The following is a 24,334-nucleotide window of genomic DNA, read 5'->3' as shown; positions in this document are numbered from 1 at the left end:
TCAAGTTCGGGCGACCGGCATCTGCCACTGCGCCCGGCGCGCGGGATACGCTCGATTCCGTGCAAAGTTCCGCGGAGCCGCGTTCGGGCCGGCCGTCGAGGCCAGGTCGTCGCCGGGGCAGGGATCGGCGCGGGCGCGGCCTGCGCGGTCCGCTGGCCCCGCCGGAGATCCCGCTCAGCCTGACCAGGGCCGAGCAGTTCGACGAGCTGGTGCTTGACGCGGTGGAGCGGCTTGAGCGCCGCTGGCCGCAGCTGTCCGGGGTGGAGTTCGCGGTCGAGGAGGTGCCGCCGCCAGGGGCCGAGCTGTGGTCGGACGAGCCGGTGCCGCTGGGCCGGGTGGTTCAGGCAGGGCGCGGCGAGCCGGCCCGGATCGTGGTCTACCGGCGGCCGCTCGAGGTGCGCGCCCCGGTGCGTGCCGAGCTCGGCCTGCTCGTGCACGACATCGTGGTGGAGCAGGTCGCGGACCTGCTGGGGCTCGACCCCGAGATCATCGACCCGGAGTAGCCCTGGTCAGGACTGCGGGACGGTGCCGGACAGGTCGCTGTGCACGGGCGGGATCAGCACGGTTTCCAGAGCGGTCGCGATCGGCTGGATGGTGAGCATGCCGCCGCCTTGCATCACCCGCGCGGCGTAGATCGAGGCCGCGCCGCCCTGTGGGACGACTGACACCGCGAACGACGTGGCGCCCTTGGGTGCCTGGACGGTGACCGCCTTGGTGGTCATGCCCGGGACGGTCACGGTCTGCGGCGTGGGCGCTCCGGTGGCGCTCTCGACGGTGACGACGACCTGTGCGCTCTGGGCGCTGTTGTTGGTCAGCTGGATGACCGAGCCGGAGTTGTTGTCCGCGACCACGCCCTCGCCGGACAGCGCGGAGACCGGGCTGACGTAGGCGGTGTCGGACCCGCCCTCGGCGGTGACCTTGATCTCGGCGAGGATGGGCACGTTGTTCGTGCTGTCGACCTGCAGCGCGCCGGCCTCGCCCGCGGCCGGGACGGTGGAGATGTCCACGGTCTTGACCTGCCCGGCGGTCAGGTGCGGCGGCTGGGTGGTCGGCACGATCCTGGAGCCGCCGATCCAGTGCAGCGAGACGTCGGTGTCGGTGTTCGGCGAGAACAGGATGAGCTGGAGCTTCATCGCCGAAGCCGGCTTGGCGCTCGGGGCCGGGACGCCGGGCAGCAGCAGGTGCGCGGCCGGCTTCTGCGCCTGGATGAAGTCGCGGCCGCCCGCGCCGTCGGAGTCCAGCAACGCGCCGACGACCCGGCCGGCGGTGGCGACGACGTGGACCGCGACCGGGTCACCGGAGCTGCTGAACTCGCCGAGGTCGACCGGGTCGAGCTGGTTGCCCGGCGGCACCAGCAGGCCCTGGCCGAGCTGCGTGGTGGCGGGATTGATCGGTCCGGTCGGGGTGAACGCGGTCACGTTGACCTGCGCGGCGATCTGGTCGGTGTTGAACAGGTTGACCTGCGCGCTGCCCTTTCCGGTGGCGGGGCCCGGATCGGCGCCGAGGTACCAGAAGTCAGTGTCCGGGGCCGTGCACGGGGTCGACGCGATGCCGTGGGTGCTCGTCGTAGTGCCGTTGGAGAGCGTGTCGCTGAGGGTGAAGCCGGGGGCGTATCCGCCTGTTGCCTGCCCGATGACAGGGGTCGAAGGCTGATTGAGGTTCGGCGGGTTGCCGGATAGGCCGGTGTTCACTGAGAGCGTGCCGGTTTTGGTAAGGGTGGCGATCGGTGCCTTACCGCCGAGGGCGGTGACCGTGGCTTTGTCGCCGCTCGCTGGGGTAAGGCCGCCTGCCGCGTTGGCCGGTGTGATCGCGTTGACGGTCGCGTCGTTGGTTCCGATGACGTCAGGGCACGCGAGCGTCGCGGTACGCACCGGAGTCGACTTCGCCGCGGCGACGGTTGGTGCCTTGCCAGCCGCGGGTGAAGCAGCGTACGCATAGCCGACGCCGACGCCGAGGGCCACGAAGACCGCGATCGCGACCTGGAGACGGCGGCCGGTGCCTGCGCCCGCCTGTGCGGCACGGCCGAGGGCGGCCCGGTTGAGATTGGGCCGGGCGAGGTGCGCCTTGCCGAGTGCGTCACGTGCGGCCGACGCGCGGCCCTGGGCGGGGCGCTCGGCGGCGGGACGGGGCTCCCGGGTCGGGTTCTCGTCGCTCATGCTTACCGGGTCCATCCGTCCTGCTCGCCGCGGCCGTAGCCGTCGGGGTCGTACTCGTGCCCGTACTGCTGCTGGGCTCCTTGGTGTTGCGCCGGCTCGTCCGCCTGCCGCGGCTCGGGCACGCCGTACTGGTAGGGCGCGGGATCGGCGTACTGGTCGCCGTATTGGCCATACGCGCCTTGTTCGTACGGGGCTTGCTCGTACTCTGCCTGACCGTATTGGGCCTGGCCGTACTGGGCTTGCTGGTACTGGCCGCTGTCGTACTCGCCTTGGCCGTAGTGGCCCTGCGTGTACTGGCCTTGGGCGTATTGGCCGCTGTCGTACTCGTAGCCCTCTTGCTGGTAGGGCTGCTCGTACGAACCCTGCTGCGGATAGGTGTAGGGCTCCTCGGCGTACGGATCCGCGTTGTTCATCGGGTACTGCTCGTACGAGGTCTCACCGCCGACGGGGTACTCGCCGGAGCCGTAGCTGGATGCCTGGTACTCGCCGGTGCGGTACTGGCCGCTTTGGTACTCGGCTTCCTGGTATCCGGTTTCTTGGTAACCGGCTTCCTGGTAACCCGCGTCCTGATAGCGACCGTCTTCGTACTCGGCCTTCTGGTATTCGTCCGCCTGGTACTGGCCGGCCGGCACGCGGACCGGGTCCTGGTAAGGCTCGGGCTCCCGATAGGGCTCCGGTTCCCGGTACGGTTCCGGCTCGCGATACGGCTCGGGCTCCCGGTAGGGCGAAGGCTCTTGGTAGGGCACAGGCTCTTGGTAGGGCTCGGGCTCCTCACGCCGTGCCGCTGCGGGCTCAGGCTCGGGCTCGGGTTCGGGCTCAAGCGGATCGGCGGGCCGGGAGGCGGCGTCGAGCTCGGCGGCCTCCTCGCCTTCGATCTCCTCGTCGGGTCGGCGGCCGAAGGGCAGGGCCATGATGGTCGCCGCGATCGCCGTGAAGCCACCCACGATGAGCCAGACCGTGTGCTTCATCGAGTGGTAGCCGATGGTGATCGTGCCGCCGTTTGCGGGCACCCGCCACGTCTGCAGGCCGCCGTCGATCGGCGTTGCCGCGTCCAGCTGCTGGCCGCCCATGGACGCCGTCCAGCCGGGCAGCGCGTCCTCCGCGAGCACGAGCATCCGCCCGGAAGACCCGGACGGCACGGTGACGGTCGCTCCGGTGTCCTGTGCGCACACCATCGCACTGCCGGGCTTCACCGGCGGGGTGTTGCTGCACTGATACGCCACCGGGAGCGCGTTGCCGTTCTGGTCCTGGAGCATGACGCGGCCGATGTTGCCGTTAACCGACCACAGACCGTACGCCTTGCCGCCGCCCTGAGACGTCGAACGCTGCGTGAGACCGGCGACGCCGCTCAACGCCTGGGTGACGGACGCCGGGGCGTTGGAGCCGACCATGATGTAGCCGACGTCCATCGCAGCAAGCTGCTGCGCAGCGTCGCCGCCGTTACCCGAGAGCAGCTGGCCGACGACGGCGTCCAGCTTGCTCGTCTGGGTGGCGGACATGCGAATGTCAGCAGCGCCGAGGGTCGGACCGCCGTCGCGCACGATGCTGTAGCCCACTGCGCCTGACGAGCCGCCAGTGAGCATCAGGGTGCGCGGACGCGCGGCCGTCTGCCCTTCCGCCGCCACGTAAGGCGGCAGGATCTGGGCCGAGACCCGCGCCACCGGGTTGTCCGCGCCGCGCAGCAGCCACCAGCTTCCGGCGGCGGCGGGGGCGAGCACGGCGGCGCTGGTGACCAGCACGGTGAGCGGCTGGCGCCAGCCGAACGCGGCGGAGGCGATGCGTTCCTTCGCCCCCTCAGCGCCGACCACGGTCGCGGTGATCAGCCCGAGGCCGAGCATCGCGGTGGACACGCCCGGCCACGGGATGACGCTCTGGTTCGCGCCGGGCGGAGTGACAGTGAGGCCCGCGATGACCACCGCGGAGCCGAAGCCGACGAGGGCCAGCGCCCACGCGGAGATCACGACGCGCCGCCGGGTGCCGCGCAGCAGGGCGGCGAGCGCGGCCAGCAGCAGGCCGACGCCGAACCAGGACGGGTACGTCCCGGGGCCGCCCGGGTTGCCCAGCAGCAGGCCGAGCGGGGTCGGGGCCGGGCGCTCCAGGTTCACCCCCGGCAGCCCGATCTCCAGGAAGAAGGAGCTGGGGTGCCGCAGCAGGGAGAGCGACCACGGCACGAGGACGACCAGCGGCGTGCCGAGCACGATGCCCATCCGGATGATGGTCATCGCGATGTTGGAGCGGGTGCGCCAGGCGACCGTGAGCGTCGCCAGCACGCCGAATACCAGCGCGAGCACCCAGGTGACCGGCGCGAACGCGGTGGCGATGGTCAGCAGGAAGGCGCAGGTCCAGGCGGAGCGGGTCGAGCCGCTGCGGCCGGGACCGCCGATCGCCTGGGTCGCCGTGGTGACCACCAGCGGCAGGACCGCGACGGCCACCGCGGTGCCCAGTCGTCCGGTGGCGATCGCGCCGGTGGCCACGGCCAGCAGTGCGTAGGCGTAACCGGCCCAGATCCGCAGCGGAGCCGAGGACGTTATCCGGCGGAAGGCGTAGGAGGCGCTCAGACCGGCGAGCGGAACCGAGCCGATGAGCAGCACCGCGACGGCCCACGAGGCCTTGCCGAACAGCAGCGTCGCGAGGACCGCCAGCAGGCCGAGATAGGGCGGCGAGTAGGCGGTGGTGCCGAGGCCGACGCCGTGCCAGCCCGACAGGTACGCGGACCACAGGTCGGACGCGCCGGCCGGGGTCGGCAGCAGCGCGCCGCCGGCCAGGGTGCCGCCGACCAGGATGGCGCGCGCGGCGATCAGCGCGACCAGGGTCAGGCCGCCGCCGACGGCGATGATCGGGTTGCGCAGCAGCCGCTTGATCAGCGCGGTCGAGTCGGTCTCCAGCGCCTCGGCCTCCTCGGAGACCGGGCCGGTCTCCACCGAGCGGTGCCGGGAGCTGTCCTGGGCGGAATCGGCGCGCTCGCCGCGCAGCTGGGTCCAGATGTTGTCGAAGGCGTTGCGGGCCAGCGCACCGCGCGGCGGGAAGAACTGCTCGATGTCCTCGCCGCCTGGTGCGCGCAGCTTGCGCCGAACGGCGCGGCCGCGCAGGATCCGGTCGGGCCGGGCGGCGAAGGTGAGCAGCGCGAGCAGTTCGTCCGAGGCGGTGCCGGGCTGCTTGGCGATCACGAAGCCAAGGGCGCGGAAGAAGGAGCCGACGATCAGCCGCAGCCAGAGCGCGGGCCAGAACCTGCTCTCCCGGTTGACCGCGACGGTGTAGAGCGCGTGGCTGCGGTCGAGCAGGTGCGGGCGGTTGGGGCCGGCGCTGATCTTGCGGCGCTCGCGGGCGGCGGCCTCGGCGTGGTGCATGACCGCGTCGGGGGCGACCACGACCTTGTATCCGGCGGCGTTGACCCGCCAGCAGAAGTCGAGGTCGTCGCGGAAGATCGAGATGCCGCGGTCGAAGCCGCGCAGCCGGTCCCAGACTTCGCGCTTGACCAGCATGCCGGCGGAGCTGACCGAGAGGACCGGGCGGGTCTCGTCGTGCTGGCCCTGGTCGTGCTCGTTGCGTTCCAGACCGGTCCAGCGGCGGCCGTTGGCGGCGACGGTGGCGCCGACCTCGAGCAGCTGCTTCTTGTCGTACCAGCCGCGGATCTTGGGGCCGAGCACGGCGGCGTCCGGCTCGTCCTCGGCGGTCAGCAGCAGCTGGCCGAGGGCGTCGGGCGCGGGGGCCGAGTCGTCGTGCAGCAGCCAGATCCACTCGACCGGCGGGTGCGGGCTGTCGTAGCCGAACTCGTCGTAGCCGACCGGGGGCGAGGACTTCAGGCCGAAGGCGACCGCCGCGCCGTAGCCGGTGGAGCGCTTGCGTTCGAGCACCTGGTCGGCGCCGAGGGCGGCTTCGAGCAGGTCGACGGAGTTGTCCCGGGAGCCGGTGTCCACCGCGATGATCCGCTGGACCGGGCGACGCTGGTTCAGCAGCGCGTCGAGGACGGGGCCTAGCCAGCGCGCGCCGTCGTGGCTGACGAGCACGGCGGTGACGACGTGGTGGCGCAGGGCCTCGAGCGGATTGGCGCCCGCCGCGCGCGGATCGGCGGCTCGCGGATCAGGTCCGTGAGCCGAGGGACGCGCGGGTGGTGCGTACTGTGTCATGCGAAACGACGACCCGGATCTCGACGGCAGGGGCTCTGTTGCTGGGGCCGTGCCTTACCGCCGCGCGGGTCGATCAGACGGCGCGCGGGCAGCGGCACGGTTGACCCACCCTACGCGACGCGGAAGAGAGCCGGGGAGGTTGCCGAGAACTTGTCCGGCTTTGTCCGTTTTTAGGGCGGCGTAAGGAAATCCACGACGTCGGGATCTCAGGTCCCGGTCCTCGCCGGGAACGCCTCGCTGACTTAGGGCCGCACGGTTGTTACGCGGGTCGCTGCGTCAAGCGGGATCGCCGTCAGGCGTTGATTTGATCGGCGCGGTCCGGGTTCAGGCGCTCTTGCGCTTGAGCTTGCGGCGCTCGCGCTCGGACAGACCGCCCCAGATGCCGAAGCGTTCGTCGTGGGCGAGGGCGTACTCGAGGCATTCGGCCTTGACCTCGCAGACCAGGCAGACCCGCTTGGCCTCGCGGGTCGAGCCGCCCTTCTCCGGGAAGAAGGACTCGGGATCGGTCTGCGCGCACAGCGCCCGCTCCTGCCAGGTCAGCTCCTCATCGAAGCCACCGAGCAGCGGGAAGACCTCGTCCATCGGTACGTCTCCCGTCTCTTGTTCCCGGCACGCTCGCGATCGACTTGAGATCACTGACTCGGCGTCAGGAACCCTGGGCGACCTGCTTGAAATTACACGCGCGTCATTCCCGGCCCGTCAAGCCGCGATCTGCTAGCGGCGGGTTGATTCACTCGTAGAGAGCAGTGTTCGACGATGCCTTCAAGCAGTACCGCGACCCATGCGACGTGCACCCCCTTCGACGGCCCGGAGCTGCGGATCCGTTCCGCCGTCAGACAGACTCCGCCCTTTCGGGCAGTGGTAATCACACGAGCGGGTGAATAGCTTCACTTCGAACTTAGCGAGCGCGGTTCCCAACACCCCGTCGATGTGAGGTAGCCTTTCCGCATCATGTCAGCGCGCGCCGGTATTTTCGCCAAGCGGGCGATTTCGGTCGGATTCTCCGCCGAGTCGCACCGCGTCGGCGGCGCGCTCTGTTGTTGTCGCTGTTGCTGTAGCTGACCCTTTTTCGCCCCGGTTCATCCCGGGCCGTCCGCAGTCAGCACTCGCCGAGCCCGGCCCCTTTGCGCCCGGGTCTCCCCTTCCGTGATCACGGAGCCGGGCTGCCGCGCCTGTCGCGATCGGTGGCCCTAGCGAAGACAGCACACAGGACAGGACTCGCCCGCCATGCCTCTCACGGTCCTTCAGCCCTCGGCCGCGCAGATCCCGCCGGACGTCGCGGCGGTGCTCGGCCACGCGCCGATTCACCCCGAGCTGCTGCTGCGCGCGCCGAGCCGGCCCGTGCTGCCGACGGCCGCGACGCTGACCAAGGCCGCGCTGACGTTCGCGAGCCTCGTGGCCATGGAGCTCGGCGACCACGTCGACCCGCTGCCACTGGGCGCGCGGGGGATCATCCACTCCGTCGATGAGGGCGGTGTTCTGCACCTGGAGCCGTCGAGCGGTGAGCGGGCGGTGAGCCTAGTGCGCGGCGCGCTCGCACAGCACGGCTCGCAGCGTGCGCCGCTGCGGCCGGGCGCGGTACGGCTGGTGCCCGCCGGTCACGCGTTGACGCTCGCCGATCTCACCGGGGAGGGCGCGCTGGCCGTGGAGGTGCTCGTTTAGGGCTCACACCGGCGGGTCTTGACGCGGATCACGCGCGACGTGCGCGAGGGCCGGTCCGGATAGGCTCCCTTCTGTGACAAGCACAGGCGTGACTAGCACAGGTATCAGGATCACAGCCGTGGCCGGCGGGGTCGGTGGCGCGCGCTTCCTGCGCGGGCTGCTGGCGGCGGCCCCGGATGCGGACGTCACCGTGATCGGGAATGTCGGGGACGACATCACGCTGCACGGACTGCGCGTATGCCCGGACCTTGACACGGTGATGTACACCCTGGGCGGCGGGATCCACGAGGGCCAGGGCTGGGGACGCTCCGGTGAGACGTTCTCGGTCGCGGACGAGCTGGCCGAGTACGGGGTCGGGCCGGACTGGTTCACCCTCGGCGACCGCGACATCGCGACACACCTGGTGCGCACGCAGATGCTCGACGCCGGATATCCGCTTTCCGCGGTAACTGAGGCGCTGTGCGCGCGCTGGAAGCCCGGTGTGCGGCTGTTGCCTGCGACGGATGATCGCGCCGAGACGCATGTGGTGCTGCGCGACGAGGAGGGTAAGCGGCGGGCCGTGCACTTCCAGGAGTACTGGGTGCGCATGCACGCTCCGGACGCCGAGTCGATCGTGTTCGTGGGCGCGGAGAATGCGCAGCCGGCGCCCGGAGTGCTGGAGGCGATCGTGCAGGCGGACGTGGTGGTGTTCCCACCCTCGAACCCGGTGGTGTCGATCGGGGCGGTGCTCGCGGTACCGGGCATACGCGAGGCGCTGATCGCGGGCAACGCTCCGGTGGTGGGGCTTTCTCCGATCATCGGATCGGCCCCGGTGCGTGGGATGGCGGACAAGGTGCTCGCGGCGGTGGGCGTCGAGGAAACGAGCGCGGCGGCGGTCGCCGAGTACTACGGCGCGCAGCTGCTGGACGGCTGGCTGATCGACGAGAGCGACGCGAAGCAGGCGGAGCGGATCGAGGCGGCCGGGATCCGCTGCCGCGCGGTGCCGCTGTTGATGCGGGATGTCGACGCGACGGCGGCCATGGCGCGGGCCGCGCTCGACCTGGCGGCGGAGCTGCGCTCATGACGGAACGTCAGACGCCGAGCAGCTACTCGGTATTCGGGCTCGCCGGACTGCCGGAGATCGAGCCCGGCTCGGACCTGGCCAGCTTGATCGCGGCCGCGGCGGCGGCGAGCGGGGCAGCGCCCGATGAAGGCACCGCCCTCGCGGACGGCGACATTCTCGTCGTGACCTCGAAGATCGTCTCGAAGGCGGAGGGGCGCGTCGTCGCGGCGGCCGATCGCGAGGCCGCGATCGACGCGGAGACCGTGCGCGTCGTCGCGCGGCGCGGGCCGCTGCGGATTGTCGAGAACCGGCAAGGGCTGGTGATGGCCGCCGCGGGCGTCGATGCGTCGAACACGGCCAAGGGCACGGTTCTGCTCCTACCGGAGGATCCTGACCGCTCGGCGCGTGAGATCGCCGACGGCGTGCGTACGCGGCTCGGCGTGTCCGTGGGCGTTATCGTCTCGGACACCTTCGGGCGGGTGTGGCGCAACGGGCTCGTGGATCAGGCGATCGGCGCGGCCTACGTCGCGCCGGTCGAAGACCTGAGAGGCCGTCAGGACAGCCACGGCAATCCGCTGGCGGTAACAGTTACCGCGCTCGCCGATGAGCTGGCCTCGGCTGGTGAGCTGGTAAAGGGCAAGCTCGGCGGGGTACCGGTCGCGGTGGTGCGCGGTTTCGGGCACCTGGTCGGCGAGGAGCCCGGCCCCGGCGCGCGGGTGTTGTTGCGTCCCGCGGAGGAGGACTTGTTCTCCCTCGGCACGGCGGAAGCGCGAGCGTCCGCGGTAGCGAATCGCCGGACGATCCGGGGGTTCACCGACGCCGACGTGTCACCCGAAGCGATCCGGCGTGCGGTCGCCGCTGCGATCACCGCGCCGGCGCCGCATCACACGACGCCGTGGCGTTTCGTCGAGGTGCGTTCCGAGGGGGCGCGCAAGGCGCTGCTCGACGCGATGCTCGCGGCGTGGGTGCAGGACTTGCGCGGCGACGGCTTCAGCGAGCAGTCGATCGCGCGGCGGGTGCGGCGTGGCGACGTGCTGCGTGGCGCGCCGGTGCTGGTGGTCCCCTGCCTGGAGATGACGGGTTCGCACACGTATCCGGATGCGCGGCGCAATGCGGCCGAGCGGGAGATGTTCCTGGTCGCTACCGGGGCCGGCGTCGAGAATCTGCTGATCGCACTGGCGGCGGAGGGGCTGGGCTCGGCCTGGGTGTCCTCGACGATGTTCTGCCGCGAGGTCGTGCGCTCGGTGCTGGACCTGCCGGAGAGCTGGGATCCGATGGGGGCGGTGGCAGTCGGGCACCCGGCGGAGCCGCCGCGCGACCGGCCCCCGCGCTCGCCGGATGCCTTTCTCGTCGTCAGATAACGCTGCCTCGTCGTCAGATACGCCGCCTGGTGGTCAGATAACGCCGCCTGATCGGCGGTTGAGGCAGCCGCGCCGGCTCAATGCCAGCGATGGTCCTGGATGCGGGCACGCGGGGTGTGGCGCGGCTGGCCTGGCCCGGTGAGCAGGATCAGGCGCGCCGCCCGATAGCGATGCGGGCGGAAGGGTTCAAGCAGTTCGATCATGCGCGCGTCGTCGGCGTCGCGTTCGCCGGTCAGCGCGTATCCGATGTGCTTGGACAGATGTAGGTCACCGACTGACAGTGCGTCAGCGTGCCCGTGCGAGCGTTGCGTTGTCTCGGCGGCGGTCCAGATGCCAATGCCGGGAATCGTGCACAGGCGTCGTACCGCTTCCTCGCCGCTCATCGTGCCGGTGCGTTCCAGTCCGTTCGCGACGCGTACCGCGCGCATGATCGTCGACGATCGTTGTCCGTCGACACCGTGCCTGTGCCACTCCCACGATGGGATACGTGCCCACACCTCCGGTGGCGGCGGGACGCGGAGTTCCTGCGGTGCCGGGCCGGGAGCGGGCGAACCGTGCCGCTCGACGATGCGGCGCCAGGCGCGGAAAGCCTCCTTGGTCGTCACCCGCTGCTCCAGGATCGCCGGGATCAGCGACTGCACGACCAGGCCGGTTCGGACAAGCCGCAGCCGACGCAGCCGCCGATGGGCCTCCGCGAGCAGCGGATGCCCGGCGACCAGGTTCGCGAACTCACCGAGCTGGTCGTCCGCGCCGATCATCGCGGGACCTCGATCCACCAGCCAGCGCGCCCCCTCGCCCCAGGCCGCGATCTCCACGTGCTCGCCATTGCGGCGGACGCGGACAGAGCCTGGGCCGTGCGGTGTCAGGCAGGCACGCCAGATCGCTCCGTCAGGTGCCATGCGGTACGTCGGATCCCCCGGCCCCCGGCGCAGCACACCGAGGGAGAGCGGGAGATCGACGTCGCAGAGCACGGTGGTGATGGCGTCCGGCATCGCTCGCGGATCCTGCGCCTCCTGCCGTGGCTGCGGGACCGCGAGCGAGCGTCTGCTTTCCTCGTCTGTCTCAGGACTCATCGGCGGAGAAGCGTACTGCTCCGTCGCCAAGGACCACATCGCACCAGACTCGTGCGCCGCCGCGCAGCTCGTTGCGAGCGCCGACCCGCGCGCCGTCGCCGATGACGACCCCGTCGAGCACCGTGCCCGCGCCGACCGAGGCTCCGCGCCCCACGATCGAGTCGCGCACCACGGCCCCGGCCTCGATGTGCGCGCCCTCGCCGATGACCGAACCGGTGACCTCCGCGCCGGAGGCGATGCGAGCCCGCGCTCCGACGGTGCTGCCGCCGCCGACCTTCACGTCGATGTCGAGGTCGGCCCCCGGCAGCACCAGCGCGTCGGCCAGGTCGGCGCGCGTGGTGGCCGGGATCGCCGCGGACTCGATCGCCCCGAGCACGAGGTCGGCCGAGCCGTGCACGAACGCCTCGGGCGTGCCCAGGTCCCGCCAGTAGGACTGCTCGACCACGCCGAGCAGGTTCGCGCCCGCTTCGAGTAGGCCGGGGAAGGTCTCGCGTTCCACCGAGACGGGGCGGTCGGCGGGGATGCCGTCGATGATCGAGCGGCGGAAGACGTAGCAGCCGGCGTTGATCTGGTCGGTGACGATGTCCTCGGCGCGCTGCGGCTTCTCCCGGAACGCGGTGACCCAGCCGTCGGCGTCGGTCGGCACCAGGCCGAACGCGCTCAGTTTCTCCCGGGCGACGCAGGTCAGGTGCAGTGTCACGTCGGCCTGCCGGGCGCGATGCGCCTCGACGAGCGCGACCAGGTCGACCCCGGAGAGGATGTCGCCGTTGAAGATCAGCACCGGTTCGTCCGGCGCGGTGCGCAGCCGGTCGGCCACGTTGCGGATCGCGCCGCCGGTGCCCATCGGCTCGGTCTCGGTGACGTAGTCGAGTTCGAGCCCGAACGCGGAGCCGTCCCCGAAGTACTCTTCGAACACGTCCGGCCGGTACGCGGTGGCGAACACGATCCGGTCCACCCCCGCCGCCTTGGCCCGGGCGAGCTGATGGCTCAGGAACGGCACCCCGGCGACCTCGAGCATCGGCTTGGGGGTGTTGACCGTCAGCGGCCGCAGCCGGGTCCCCTTCCCTCCCACCAGGAGGATCGCTTCAACCACGGTCCTGCACTCCTATCCGATCGCGTTCGGTCTCGTGGTAATCGAAGGTCGCCGTCAACCCGCTCGTGCTTCTGCTCGTGCTCGTAGTCGTGATCGTGCTCGTATACGTGCTACGCCACGTTGTGCACGTGCAGCGGCGCGACATCGCGCGTGGGCCGCCGCTTGGGCTGCCTTGTCGCGTGCAGTGCCTCGAGGATGAAGCCGAGCAGGATCGCGGCGATCGCCACGACGCCCAGCCAGGGGAACGGCGGCAGGGCCACCACGTTGTCGCCCACATAGCGGACGTCGCCCTTGATGCCGATCGGGGCGAGCACGCGCGAGTTGTCGAGGACCAGCTGGCCGCCGGACGCGATGCTGGCTCCCGTCTTCGTGGCGAGGATGGAGATGCGCTTGGCGTCGAGGGTCACCGCGCGGGCGACGTGCACACCCTCGCGCACCGAGTCGATCTGGCTGCCGGTCAGCGACATCGAGGACTGCGTCTCGATCGCGGTTCCGCCGCCGTGCAGCTGGCCGCCGGTGACGGACAGACCGGCGGAGGAGTTCGCGATGCCGTCGTGCGGGAATCCGAAGAGCGCGGGGTTCACGATTCGAATCGCGGAGGTGCCCTGCGCGAGGTCGATCGCGTCACGCGCGTCGTCGACGGTGTCAGTGTCGAGCAGGACGTTGTGAGCGTGGAGGAACACCTGGATGCCGACGTGACCGCCCTGCACCTTCACGTGCGACACGGTGACGTTGGTGCCCCCGGCGGTGATGCCGGCGCGGTTACCGCCGGACACCGTCACCCGGCTCACCACGACCGTGTCCGCTCCCGGCCCGATCCGTACGCCGGTGCCCGTCGACGCGACCGCTCCGCCGGAGAGCGTGACGTTGTGCCCGCTGATGCCGACGCCGTAGACGCGCGCCGCGTTCACGGTGATCCCGTTCAGCGTGACGCCTGTGGCCTGTCCGCTGACGAAGACCCCGTAGTCGCCTCCGGTGAAGGTGCCGCCGGTGACGATGGTCCCGTTGCTGCCGCGGCCGATCTTGGCGCCGAACCGGTCGCCCGTCGTGGTCGCGCCGGAGACAGTGCAGGCGGTGCACGCGGTCAGGTCGACTCCGCCGGCCGTGTCGCCGGAGCTGGTGAGCTTGTCGATCACCACGCCGGCGGCGTTCTCGGCGGCGACGCCGAAGCCGGTGTTGCCTGAGGTGACGAGGCCGGAGACGGTCCGGCCGCGCGGGCCTCGCCCTATTCGCAGCCCGTTGCCGCCGTTGCCGTCGGCGGTCACCGCTGCCAGCGTGGTCCCGGTGTCGTTCACCAGCACCAGGCCGTCCTTCGCGGAGCCGGTCACGGTCACCTGCTTCAGGGCGACCGCCACGCTCCCCGAGAGCCGCAGCCCGGTGTAGCCCCCGGTTACCTTGACCGCCGTGGCGTGCCCGGTGGCGCCCGTGCCCCACGTGATCCCGCTGTCGTCCGTGCCGGAGGCGTTGCCGAGCCCGGAGGCGGTGACGCCGTCGAGGGTGAGGGTCGCTCCGCGCCCCGCGCGGATGAACGGCCGCTTCGGGTCGGTGGGCGGCAGCGCCTTGCCGGTGGCCGGGTCGTACGACGTGACGGTGACTCCGGTCAGCGCGAAGGAGCCTCGGGAGACCCGGATCCAGGCGCCGTCGACCAACTGCAGGGTCGACAGGTCGCCGGAGTCCGCGGTCAGCGCGCTTCCGTCGATGACGACGAGGGCCGAGTTGAGCCGGGCCACGCCGCGTGCCGGCCAGGAGACCCACTGGTCCGGCAGGTTCTCGGCGAGCCACTGCACGGAGAGTGGACCGGCCGGGCGGGCCAAATACAACTGCAGCACGCCGTCACGCACGATGTACACGCGGGTCGGCCCGACGACGGTGAGTAGCGCGGGCCGTCCGTTGCTGATCCAGACCGCCTGGCTGATCCTGCTCGCGCGCGCGAACTCGGCGGCGCGTTTGGCCGCGTTCGCGCTCGCGTGCGCTGCCCGCTGTTGCTGGAGGTACTTCTGGTGCGCGAGATCCTTCGCGATCTTGGTCGGCGACGGATACTTCGTCGTGCCGCCGGAGGCGGCGGCTGCCGCGGTCGTGGTGGCGCCGGCTGTCGCGGGAGCTTCCCAGACGGCCTGGATCAGCAGCACGCCCAGCACGGCGGCGGTCGCCGCGGAAGTGGTCAGGGCCTGGCGCAGCCCGTTCCTCGCCTTCGCCATGTCAGTTGCCCGCCTTGACAGTGGTGCGCACGACCTGTCCGTTCTGGACTTGGACCTGCCGGGTTAGCCAGCGCTGCTTGCGGATGGTGAGCAGGGCGTTGAGTTTGATAGCGCCCATGACGAAGGTGGCCAGCACGTAGCCGGGCATGATGAAGAAGTCCTGCGGGCGGCGGCGCAGGTGTGGCAGGACCTTGATCGACCGGCTGATCCACCACCAGGCGGCTAGCGTGCCAACCAGGAACCAGTTGCGTTCTACCAGGCCGATGACCATGAACGTCGGCGAGAAGAAGAGGGTGAAGCCGCCCATCGCCTTGTCCAGCATGGTGAAGGCGAGGAAGGGGTGCTTCCACACCCAGCGCTTCGACAGGGCTCGCAGATCCGAGCGCCAGGTGTTGCGCGCCCAGCGCAGCCGCTGCTTGTAGAAGACCTTCCAGGTGCTCGGGAAGGTGGACCACACGCGGGCCGTGCGCTGCAGATAGGTCAGGTGCCCGCGTTCGAGCAGCAGCGTCGTCAGCCGCTTGTCGTCCCCGGACATGCAGGGTATGCCCCAGAAGGTCTCGTTCATGAACTCGTCCGAGATGTCCAGCAGGATCTCCCGCCGGTAGATGGCGGTGCGCCCGGACAGGCAGGAGACCGCCCGGCCCATCACCGTCTGCGCTGCGTTCTCGTCGAAGTACCGGTAGTCCAGGAAGATGTCGTTGATCCGCGGCAGGAAACCCTTGGGGTTGTACACGTTCTGTCGGGTGCCGACCCCGCCGATCCGCGGGTCGGCGAACGGCTTGCACACCTCCTCGGCCACGTCCGAGGCCCAGATGGTGTCCGAATCGACCAGGGCGACCAGCGGTGTCGTGCAGTTCTCCCAGCCGAGGCGCAGCGCGTCCCGCTTGCCCGGGACGTCGGTTATCACCACACGCACCGGGTAACGGCTGGCGACCTCGATGCAGGCGTCGTCGGTCGCGTCGATCACCAGGACGATGTCGTCCACGTTGTTCGCCAGCCAGGACTCGATCGCGTACGCGAAGATCTGCGGGTCCTCCTGGTATACGGGGACGACGATCGACAGTGGCAGCCGGAAGTCGTTGCGCATCGGCTTGTAGAGTGCGGCCGGAATTCGGCGCAGCAGCCACATCGTCCAGCGAAACAGGCCCAGCAGCCCGAGGGGAAAGAAGACGAGATAGTAGCGGAGCAGGAAGGTCATCGCCGGGTTGTTTCTCCTCGGTGGGCCTGGATCGCCTGGTTGTGCGCCACGGTCACTGGCTCGCGGTGACGGTCACCACGCCCGTGCCGACCTGCGTCGAGGTCAGGCTCAGCGTCCCGGCGGGCTGCGTGAAGCTGCTGACATAACCGCCGGATGAAGTGGTCACCCGGTAGGTGGTGCCAGGCGGATTCGTGAACGTCGCCGTCGAGTCGCTGTCGAGCTGGATCGCAAGCGGGCCGGAGGCGTTCTGGTAGGTGAAGTCGGAGGTCTGCGGACTGTCCGCGGACGCGCTGGTCAGCAGGCCGGCCGGCAGGTTGTTGCCGCTGAACACCACGCCGGTGGTGTTACTGATCAAGAAGCCCTTGACGAGCGTGCCGTTGAAGGTGTTGCCACTGAACGTGAAGGCGTCGGAGCTGGTCAGCTTCAACGCGTTCGAACCGGTGTTGGTGAACGTGTTGCCGCTGAACGTGATGTTCTGCGGCCGTCCGGAGGGATTGGTGTACTCCGGCAAATCCGTTCCCTGGTAACTGAATACGCCGTACTGGGAGCTGTCGGAGATCTGATTGCGGTCGAACTCGAGGTTCTGCGTTCCCACGCTCAGGCGGATGCCGTACAAGTTGTTGTCGAGCGTGTTGTCTCGGATCGTGTCGTTCGAACTGTCGAAGACGGCGACACCGGCCCCGTTGGGCTGGTCATGCACATAGTTGTCGGCGATGACGTCGTTGGTGTCGCCGCGGTGGAGCATGATGCCGTGGATCTGCGGCGAGGAGTTGTCGTCGCCTGGGGGTTTCGGGCCGGAGTAGGGCACCAGGCCGTTGTGATCGGACTCGTTGTACTCGACGATCAGCCCGCTGCACCGCTGCGAGCAGATATAGCCGTGGTCGGCGTTGTAGTCGAAGTGGTCGTACTCGACGATCTGGTTGTTCGAGTCGTCGTGCGTGTCGAGCCCGTACATGACGTTGTTCGCGTACTCGTCGTGCGTGAACACCATGTTCAGCGAGTCGTACGTATAGGTGCCCATGTAGTTGTTGTGGAAGGTGCTGTTGGTCTCGCTGCCGTAGACGTGCACCGCGGCGCAGACCGACAGGTGGTCCTTGTCGCAGCCCTCGCCCTTGTACGAGATGCCGTAACTCTCCGCCGCGTAGTAGCCGAGGTAACCGAAGTCGCTGCCGTCGATGTTCATGGTGGACTCGCGGGCCACGTTGTTCGAGTCCAGATATGAAGAGACCTTGATCAGGGCGCGTGCCCGGTCGGTGTCCGGCTCCCCAGCGGCGAGGGTGTAGTTGGTGTCCGGACGGCCGGCCGCGTCGTCCCACGATGTGACCGCGACTGAGCCGAACGCGAGCGTGCCGTAGTCCGCGTATATCTCGACCACGTCGTTGGGCAGATCGTCGGCCAGGCTGCGCATGCGCAGGGTGGCGACGTCGCCGCCTGCCGCGGGTCCGTCGATCGTGAGCGTGGCACCGTTCTGCACCGTGATGTTGGCTTCGAGTTCCCAGACATGGCCGACCGGGTCGGTCTGCACGATCGGCAGCGCCGGGCACAGCGCCAGCAGCGAGTCGAAGGTGCTCGACCCGGACATCAGGTAGATCGTGTTGCTCGAGCTGGCGTAGCGGACTGTGGCGTTGCTACACGCGGTCGCCTGCGCCGGCACGGCCGTGAACACGACGAAGGAGCCTGACACGGCGAGCGCCAACGCGGCCGCGACCCAGGCAGCAGACTTTTTCGGCTTCATAGCCATGATCTCTTCTGTGAGGAAGCCGCTCGCGCAGGGCCGGCAGGCTGCTGCGCGAGCGGGCTTCGGGATCCGGGAGTGGATCAGGCCGGGACCTCGTCGACGTCCGCCTCCAGGGCGGCGACCTCGCCCGACACCACCGCGGCCAGGCGGTCGTTGACCTCGACCGTGGCGCGCAACAGAGGCATGTCGACGCCCAGGTTGGCGGCGAAGCCGAGGAAGCCCTGGGTGTCCTTGGGCAGGCAGACGCCTCCGTACGGCGCGCCGCCGCGGATACCGTACTCCGGATTGAACGAGCCCTCGGCGGAGCGGGCCACGGCCGAGGCGATCGGGTCGAGGTCCAGGCCGAGTTCCCGGGCCACCAGCCACATCTCGTTCCAGAAGCTGATCTTGGTGGCGTTGAAGATGTTGTGCGCGCACTTGAGCAGCTCGGCCGCGGCCGGCTCGCGGAAGGTGCGCAGGTCCCCGCCGAACGGCCGCAGCAGCTCGGTGAGCCGCTCGATGGTGCGCACCGACCGGGAGGCGATGACTGTCATCCAGGGCCAGCGGAAGTCCTCAGCGGCGGAGGCGGCGCGAAGGAACTCGGGGTTGGATGCCAGTGCGAAGCCTGCGCCCACGCTCTTGCGCGACTCCCGCTCAAGGGTCTCCTTCACCAGGCCCTCGGTGGTGCCGGGCGGGACGGTGGAGCGGACCACGACCGTGTGCTCGGCCTCGGCGCCGGCCAGCGCCCTGCCGACCGAGGCGGTGCCGGCGCTGAAGGCGGACAGGTCGTACCGGTGGCCGACGTTCGGCGTCGGCAGGGTGAGGAAGATGAACGACGGGCGCTCGTCGGCGAGTACGAGTTCGTCGCGCGCGTCGAGCCCCAGATCGCGCAGGAATGCCAGCCGGCTGGGGTTGACGTCGATAAACGTCACTTCGTGCCCCGCGGCGAGGAATCCCTCTCCAGTCGCCTTTCCGACCACGCCGGAGCCGACGATGAAAATGCGCGCCAATTCCATGAAGAAATCCCCCTAGGTAGACACCACGAGGCAGAACAGAAAAAGTGTGCGACGGCAACCGTCACCAGACGGCGTCGTAGCAACACACCGGTCGCCCGACGACCGATGTACATGTAAAGGAGATAAAAAACGGATCTAGCTGCACCGCCTCGTCGCGGTCGATCCCTACCCCCCTGCGCGGTACACCAACGCAAAACGTTGAAATACACTACACAGTTCCACCGGTGCCGCGCGTCGCCATCGACAGACGCGAGCATCTCCGAGCGTTGACGAGAAACCTAGCACACGTGAGCGGCCGTCAGGAAGGACGCTGTGTTAACGGCAGGAAAAGCATTGGGTTGTATCCGCGCCGAACTGTCGCCGGCCTTAGCAGAATTCAACGCGCGTGTGCAAGTCGCCGGCCAGCCTTTGCGGAAATGCCGTTTTCACACTTCAGCGCGATCAAGATCGTTCTATGAGTAGGCGAGATCGTAGAAGGTCACCCGGCCACCGTCGCCCGCCGGGCCGCCGACCGCTTGCTGATAATCGCCGGCCTGAAATCGGACATCCGCGCCCATGAAGGCAGATGGCGCCCGGACCGTGGCTTTTCGGGCTTGGTTGCCATAAGCGGCTGTGAAGGTCAGGTTGCCGTCGCCGTCGTCGGCGATGGTGTACTCGAACCGAGCGCCGAGCGGAACCCCGGTGAGCAGAACGCGGCTCTGTGCGGTCGAGCCGTGCAGCACCTGCTTGACGACCACCACGATGTTCCCGTCGCGCCAGTGCAGCAGCACGAAGGGCACTGACTTTATCGGGCCGCCGCCGTGGATCTGCCCGACGCAGATGTCTGCTGAGGCGGTGGGCGCTTGGACGACGGCCAGCGAGGCGCTGAGCGTGTGGACCGCGCTGCCGAGCGTGAAGTCGGTGGTGGCGACCAGCTCGGTGCGCGAGTGCGTGGAGTCCGCGGACGTGGCCCCGCCGACCGGAGCCCAGAATGTCAGGCTGCCGTCAGCGCCGCGCACCAGCCAAGGCGCGTCGATCGACGCCGCGGCTAGTTGCCGCGCCGTCCCACTCAGGAGGCCCGCCGTGTTCACCGGAAGGGTCAGCTTCCAGCCGGACAGCGACACCTGGGCGGTAGTCGGCGTGGCCGGCACCGGCACGGGTGTCACCGACCAGCCATCTTGCGACCCCGATCCGGCGAGCGCCGGAGTGCTCGCGGCGGAGGTGACCGAAGGTGCCGCCGATGACGTAGGACCGTGCGCGGCCCCCCGCGCCGCGGAACAACCGGCCACCAAGAGCCCGGCGACAACGACGGCAAGGACGGGCGCCGGACCCGCTGAACCCGCCGAGCCCGCTGAAGCCGCTGAAGCCGCTGAAGCCGCTGAAGCCGCCGAACCCGGCTCGCCCCTGCTTCCCCGCGCCTCACCTGTCGCAGGGCCGCGCCGCCCCCCGGTCTGGCTCCGCCCCAGCCGCGCCATGCCCGCCTCCTACCTTCTACGCTCATCCGCCGCCCCAGAGAGGCGTGGCTGTGTTCCACCAACATCGCCAAGCAGTGCGAGGGTACACATATGGATGTTGCAGTGGAGTCTGCACGCTTTCTCCCACGCCCCGACGAGCAAGGCGGTTGTTACGGCACGTCTACAGCGCTGAAACAGTCGCGACCCATTCACTGACCAGGATTCGCAACCTCGTGCCCTGCGCCACGCTCCGAGGGAGGCCTGGTGGATCTTGCCCGATCAGATCGGTCAACCAGGCGCGCCGAATCCCACGCTCCGAGGGTGCCGGTGCCGCCATCCGTAATAGCCCGGCTTCGAGACTCCCCAGAGCGTGCCAGGCCCGAGTGATGCGCACGCCGTTATCGGGTAGCTCGGCCACGAGACGGAACCATGTTTTTGGGCACACCGCTTTGGAAGAGTCCCGGATTGCAAGTGGGAGTCCTGTCCCTCCGGCCTACTTGCGCGTGACGTCCGTCCTCCGGACAGGCTGCCGACACAGCAGGACGCCACTTCTCAAACAGTCCTTGGGCACGGACTCTCGCCGCTCGCCGGGATCAGGGGACGAAGCAGTTCGCTTCAATCGCCGAGGTGGTCATTGCGCGGTGGATCCGAAGGCGGCGAGAGCCGCCATCGACCGTTCAACCATCAGCCCATAGGCACCGAGCTCGGCACGGTCCTCGTTGTACAGCTCGCCGACGCATGCCTCCCAGAGTCTGAAGGCGCTTTCAACTTCGTCGCCCACCTCGAAGAACAGGCCTTCATAACGGCCGAGGGCGTGTGCTGATCCGCTGGCCCCTGCCTCCATTACCGCCTCGACGAGGTCCATGGCGTACCGGAAGAGCGCCCGGAGGTGGCCGCCGCACAGACCTGCTCTCTCGCGCAGGTTCTCCAAAAATGAGTCGTAGTCGGACTTCGACTGAGGATCGAGTGCAGGCAGGTCTGATTCGACCAGGGTCGGCGGGCCATCGAGCGGAGATGCCGGAGCGTTGTCGGCTGGACCTTCGAGACCGTTCGGCGAGGTCTCGTCGAGCACGAGTCGAAGGTTCTCGCTCAGCTCTCCCGCATACAGCAGTTGGCTCGTCGCCTCCCCGATCGCCTGCTGCAGCGTTTCGTGCGCGAACTCCGCAATGGCGTCGTCGACTCGGCCTTCTAACTCGCCGAGCTCGGTGTACACGCCGCCCAGCGTCTCGCTGAAGTACTCGAGCGCGGCCTGCGTCTCGTCCACCTCCGGCTCGTCGGACATCTCGTCAACAGCCGGCAGCGACCAGACCGAGACCGCGAGATCCGCGAGGTGCGAACCACGGATGCGGATGCGAGCCTCGTTCCACGTATCGGCCCAGTCATGGCGCTCGTATCCGCGAGGGGGATTCAGAATCGAACCCGTCGTGATGCGCAGCAGGCTGTGCTCGCTGATCTGCTTGCGTTTGGTTTCCCAGCCGGCGTTGCTGAGCTTGGGATTGAGCTTGTCCGTGAGCAGGGTGAGATTACCCAGACAGTTCACCAGTCGATCGCGCTCGTCGGCCGCATCCTCGGGCGCGTCAGGGTCCAGCGGCCAGTACTTGCGCCAGCTGCGGGGCATGACGTGCTCGATGGTCAGCTTCTCGGCGGCGTGCTCCCCGAAAGGGACGACCAGCTTCTCCGTCAAGCCGGTTCGAAGCCTGTCCTCGATACCCTCCAACAGAATTCTGATCCGAGACTGCGAAAGGTCGCCGTACAGCTGCTTCTCCTCGATCGCGCTTCGGAACTCGCTGTCGGTTGGCGTGCGTCGGGTCGGTGTCTTCTCAGAGCGCAGCGAACGAATGATGGCATCATCGGCATGTTCGGGCTCGCGACTCGCATCCGCGAGCAGCGCACGGAACACGTTGTTGTAGTCCTTGGTGGAGAGCATGCAGACAGCGCGGCGCATGAGGAATGTGTCGATGGCTTTGAGCGCCCGCAGCAGCCTGGGACGACTCAGCGTGGTCGGATGCAAGCCGTAGAGGAACAGCAGCAGAGGCATAGCGGTAGTGACCTGCTGCACTCTCAGCCGGTAAAAGAAGCGCCCTTCGACGCTGTCGAACGGGTAGCAGTCGAAACCCTCGTAGATTCGGGCAAATCGCGCGAGCTGCTCGAAGACCTCTTCGGCCGGCGGTGCGGCTTCATCGTCGAACCATTTGGCGAATGCCGTGTACAGCCCGGTCACGCTGATTTCACGTTCGGTGCGCATCGTCAACCAATGCCATAGGAAGATGTCGATCTTCGGCCGGTAAACGCGTCCGATGCCTACTTCCTTGCGCCACGCGTCCTCGTCGAACGGAGCCCAGTACCGGCGGTAGAGCTGTTCCCCGTCTCCGCCGTTCTTGAGTACCGCCCGGAAGAGATGGTTCTTGATGAGGTCGGCCGCGAGGAGCGGGCGTCCTCGATGGTTGAGGGTCTCGAAGATCGTCTGCGCGTCGTCGCTACCGGCGAGATCGATGACGACGAGAGAGAGCGCCGTGCGCACGGCGAACACCATGTCGTCCATCGCGGACTCGGCGTCGGAGGCACCGTCGAGCCAACCTTCGATCACTTTGCCAAAGTACTGATACGCCTCGCCGATACGCCCGTCGATCGGCTGGCCGCGCATCGCGAGGCTGAATTGACCGCGGTCCGCATTCGTGGGCCACACTTTGAAGATCAAGTCGCTGTCGGCGTCGTACACTTTCGGGTTGTTCTGCGACATCTCGGTGAGGAGAGCTTCCGCCCGGTCGAAGCCGCGTGCCGCGGCTGCCGCTCGGGCGGCGGCCAGGAACAACTGCAACGTCGTCAGGCGTTGTTGGCCGTCGATAACCAGTCGTGAATCGGGCTCTTTCGAGCTGATGGTCAGCTGGCTGAGCACGACGGCGCCGAGGAAGTGCGGGGGCGCCTCAGCCTTGTCGGCGCGACCGACGCGAGCGACCGCGTCCATGATGTCCTGCCACAGCGGTTCCCAGTTCTCTTCCGCATTCCAGACGTACGGGCGCTGGTACAGCGGGACGATGTACCTGACGTTTTTCCCGAAAATCTTGTAGAGATCAGACGGATACGCTTCCATGGTCCCCCTCCTCAGCACGCGCTCAAGCCGGCGTGATCAGAACTGCCTTGAGCCTCAGTACTTCCACGTGACACCCACATTGCCAATGGCAGGCGGAGTACGCAGCAACCATATATCAGGGCTCAACCTGCGGGCTGTGATCGCCATGTCTGGCCGGCAAGTACGGCCAGACATGGGCGGTCAGTGGTCCGGTTCGCTCCATTCCTCGGCGAATGTCTCGACCTGACGGATGACGAGCTCGACGGCTCCGGCCTGCTTGTCCGGCGGGTAGCCGTACTTGCGCAGCAGCCGCTTGATCGTTGTGCGCAGTTTCGCCTGCACGGCCTCGCGTTGCAGCCAGTCGGTCTTCAGGTCCCGGCGCATCGCGGCGACGAGGTCACGGGCGATCTGGGCGAGGACGTCGGTGCCCATCACGTCGACTGCGGAGGGGTTTTCCGCGATGGCGTCGTAGAAGGCGAGCTGCGTTTCGTCGAGCGGTGGGCTGAAGGTCTTGCCGCGGGATTCGTCGGCGTGGATCTGTTTCGCCATCTCGACGAGTTCGGCGATGATCTGGGCGCTGGTCAACTGCTGGTTGCGGTAGCGGTTCATTAGGTTCTGCAGCCGCTCGGAGAATGCCTGCTGACGCACCAGGTTGTGCTTGTTGACCTTGCGCATACGGCTCTCCACGAGCCGGCGCAGCGCCTCGATCTCCAGGTGCGGGGTCGCGGACTCCTGCAGCTTCTTGATGTACGCAGCGTCCAGGTGGCTAAGGTCCGGCAGATCGAGACCGGCTTGCGCGTACAAGTCGGTGACGCCTCCGGTCTCTATGGCCCGCGCCGCTAGCTCCCGGAGCAGGAACTCCACGCCGCGCGGAGTCGGCAGGCCGCGGGCCTCGGCCTCGTCGGCGTCGAACTTGAGCATCCAAACGCGGACGTCGTGGAAGTACCGGATGTCATCGACCAGGTCGCGCAGTTCCTCGCGACGGGCGGAGCACAGGGCGTAGAGCCGCTCGAGCCGGGAGGACTCGTGTCGGAAGCGGGTACCCAGGTCGTCGTCTCCAGGGTCGACGATATTGTCCGGGAGCTGCGGGTTACGCAACTGGTCGACGAGGTAGAGCACGGCCGGCAGGTACTTGCCGACTTTCGCCGCTCGATCGAGGGCGGCGCGCCACGGGACGTCGGTCAGCAT

Annotated in this window: 16 protein-coding genes; 4 read left to right on the top strand and 12 right to left on the bottom strand. The window is 68.7% G+C overall.

Annotation, left to right across the window (positions count from 1 at the left end):
- The first annotated feature begins 59 nt into the window (after positions 1-59).
- Positions 60-503, top strand: a complete 444-nt coding sequence (locus tag VFA06_RS22385) for a metallopeptidase family protein (protein ID WP_324842642.1) — start codon at positions 60-62, stop codon at positions 501-503.
- Positions 504-509: 6 nt separating this feature from the next.
- Here VFA06_RS22385 and VFA06_RS22380 read toward each other — a convergent pair whose 3' ends face one another.
- The 3 genes from VFA06_RS22380 to VFA06_RS22370 form a co-directional block, all read right to left on the bottom strand.
- Positions 510-2,156 carry a DUF5719 family protein gene (locus tag VFA06_RS22380; protein ID WP_324842641.1) on the bottom strand — a complete coding sequence of 549 codons (1,647 nt, stop codon included), beginning with the start codon at positions 2,154-2,156 and terminating at the stop codon, positions 510-512.
- Positions 2,157-2,158: 2 nt separating this feature from the next.
- A complete protein-coding gene (locus tag VFA06_RS22375; protein ID WP_324842640.1) occupies positions 2,159-6,283 on the bottom strand; it encodes a glycosyltransferase in 4,125 nt (1,374 codons plus the stop codon).
- A gap of 324 nt (positions 6,284-6,607) precedes the next feature.
- Entirely contained in the window at positions 6,608-6,865 is a 258-nt protein-coding gene (locus tag VFA06_RS22370; RefSeq protein WP_324842639.1) for a WhiB family transcriptional regulator, read from the bottom strand.
- A gap of 645 nt (positions 6,866-7,510) precedes the next feature.
- Here VFA06_RS22370 and VFA06_RS22365 point away from each other — a divergent pair.
- The 3 genes from VFA06_RS22365 (at position 7,511) to VFA06_RS22355 (ending at position 10,348) form a co-directional block, all read left to right on the top strand.
- Entirely contained in the window at positions 7,511-7,945 is a 435-nt protein-coding gene (locus VFA06_RS22365) for a hypothetical protein (RefSeq protein ID WP_324842638.1), read from the top strand.
- A gap of 103 nt (positions 7,946-8,048) precedes the next feature.
- A complete protein-coding gene (gene cofD, locus VFA06_RS22360; RefSeq protein WP_349260299.1) occupies positions 8,049-9,008 on the top strand; it encodes a 2-phospho-L-lactate transferase in 960 nt (319 codons plus the stop codon).
- Positions 9,005-10,348 (top strand): coenzyme F420-0:L-glutamate ligase, encoded by a 1,344-nt coding sequence (locus VFA06_RS22355; protein ID WP_324842636.1) that lies wholly within the window; start codon positions 9,005-9,007, stop codon positions 10,346-10,348. Before cofD ends, VFA06_RS22355 begins: the two co-directional genes overlap by 4 nt.
- Before the next feature lie 77 nt (positions 10,349-10,425).
- Here VFA06_RS22355 and VFA06_RS22350 read toward each other — a convergent pair whose 3' ends face one another.
- The 9 genes from VFA06_RS22350 to VFA06_RS22310 all read right to left on the bottom strand — a co-directional run.
- Positions 10,426-11,421 carry a DNA-3-methyladenine glycosylase 2 family protein gene (locus VFA06_RS22350; RefSeq protein ID WP_324842635.1) on the bottom strand — a complete coding sequence of 332 codons (996 nt, stop codon included), beginning with the start codon at positions 11,419-11,421 and terminating at the stop codon, positions 10,426-10,428.
- Positions 11,411-12,514: an NDP-sugar synthase gene (locus VFA06_RS22345; protein ID WP_324842634.1), complete on the bottom strand. Its 1,104-nt coding sequence runs from the start codon at positions 12,512-12,514 to the stop codon at positions 11,411-11,413. Before VFA06_RS22345 ends, VFA06_RS22350 begins: the two co-directional genes overlap by 11 nt.
- 110 nt (positions 12,515-12,624) lie before the next feature.
- Positions 12,625-14,712: a right-handed parallel beta-helix repeat-containing protein gene (locus VFA06_RS22340; protein WP_324842633.1), complete on the bottom strand. Its 2,088-nt coding sequence runs from the start codon at positions 14,710-14,712 to the stop codon at positions 12,625-12,627.
- 1 nt (position 14,713) lies between these two features.
- Complete coding sequence (locus VFA06_RS22335) at positions 14,714-15,910, bottom strand: glycosyltransferase (protein WP_324842632.1); 1,197 nt, start codon at positions 15,908-15,910, stop codon at positions 14,714-14,716.
- 52 nt (positions 15,911-15,962) lie between these two features.
- Positions 15,963-17,651, bottom strand: a complete 1,689-nt coding sequence (locus tag VFA06_RS22330) for a right-handed parallel beta-helix repeat-containing protein (RefSeq protein WP_324842631.1) — start codon at positions 17,649-17,651, stop codon at positions 15,963-15,965.
- A gap of 77 nt (positions 17,652-17,728) precedes the next feature.
- Positions 17,729-18,643, bottom strand: coding sequence for a hypothetical protein (locus VFA06_RS22325; RefSeq protein ID WP_324842630.1), 915 nt, complete (start codon positions 18,641-18,643; stop codon positions 17,729-17,731).
- A 452-nt stretch (positions 18,644-19,095) separates the two neighbouring features.
- A complete protein-coding gene (locus tag VFA06_RS22320; protein ID WP_324842629.1) occupies positions 19,096-19,788 on the bottom strand; it encodes a polysaccharide lyase family 7 protein in 693 nt (230 codons plus the stop codon).
- Positions 19,789-20,707: 919 nt separating this feature from the next.
- Entirely contained in the window at positions 20,708-23,167 is a 2,460-nt protein-coding gene (locus tag VFA06_RS22315) for a DUF262 domain-containing protein (protein ID WP_324842628.1), read from the bottom strand.
- Positions 23,168-23,347: 180 nt separating this feature from the next.
- The coding region (locus tag VFA06_RS22310; protein ID WP_324842627.1) for a DUF3387 domain-containing protein at positions 23,348-24,334 on the bottom strand (987 nt) is incomplete at its 5' end.

The organism is Actinocrinis sp., from assembly GCF_035653575.1.
Classification (GTDB): Bacteria; Actinomycetota; Actinomycetes; order Streptomycetales; family Catenulisporaceae; genus Actinocrinis.
The sequence above is the reverse complement of the archived record's forward strand: the minus strand, read 5'-3'. Positions and strand labels throughout refer to the sequence as shown.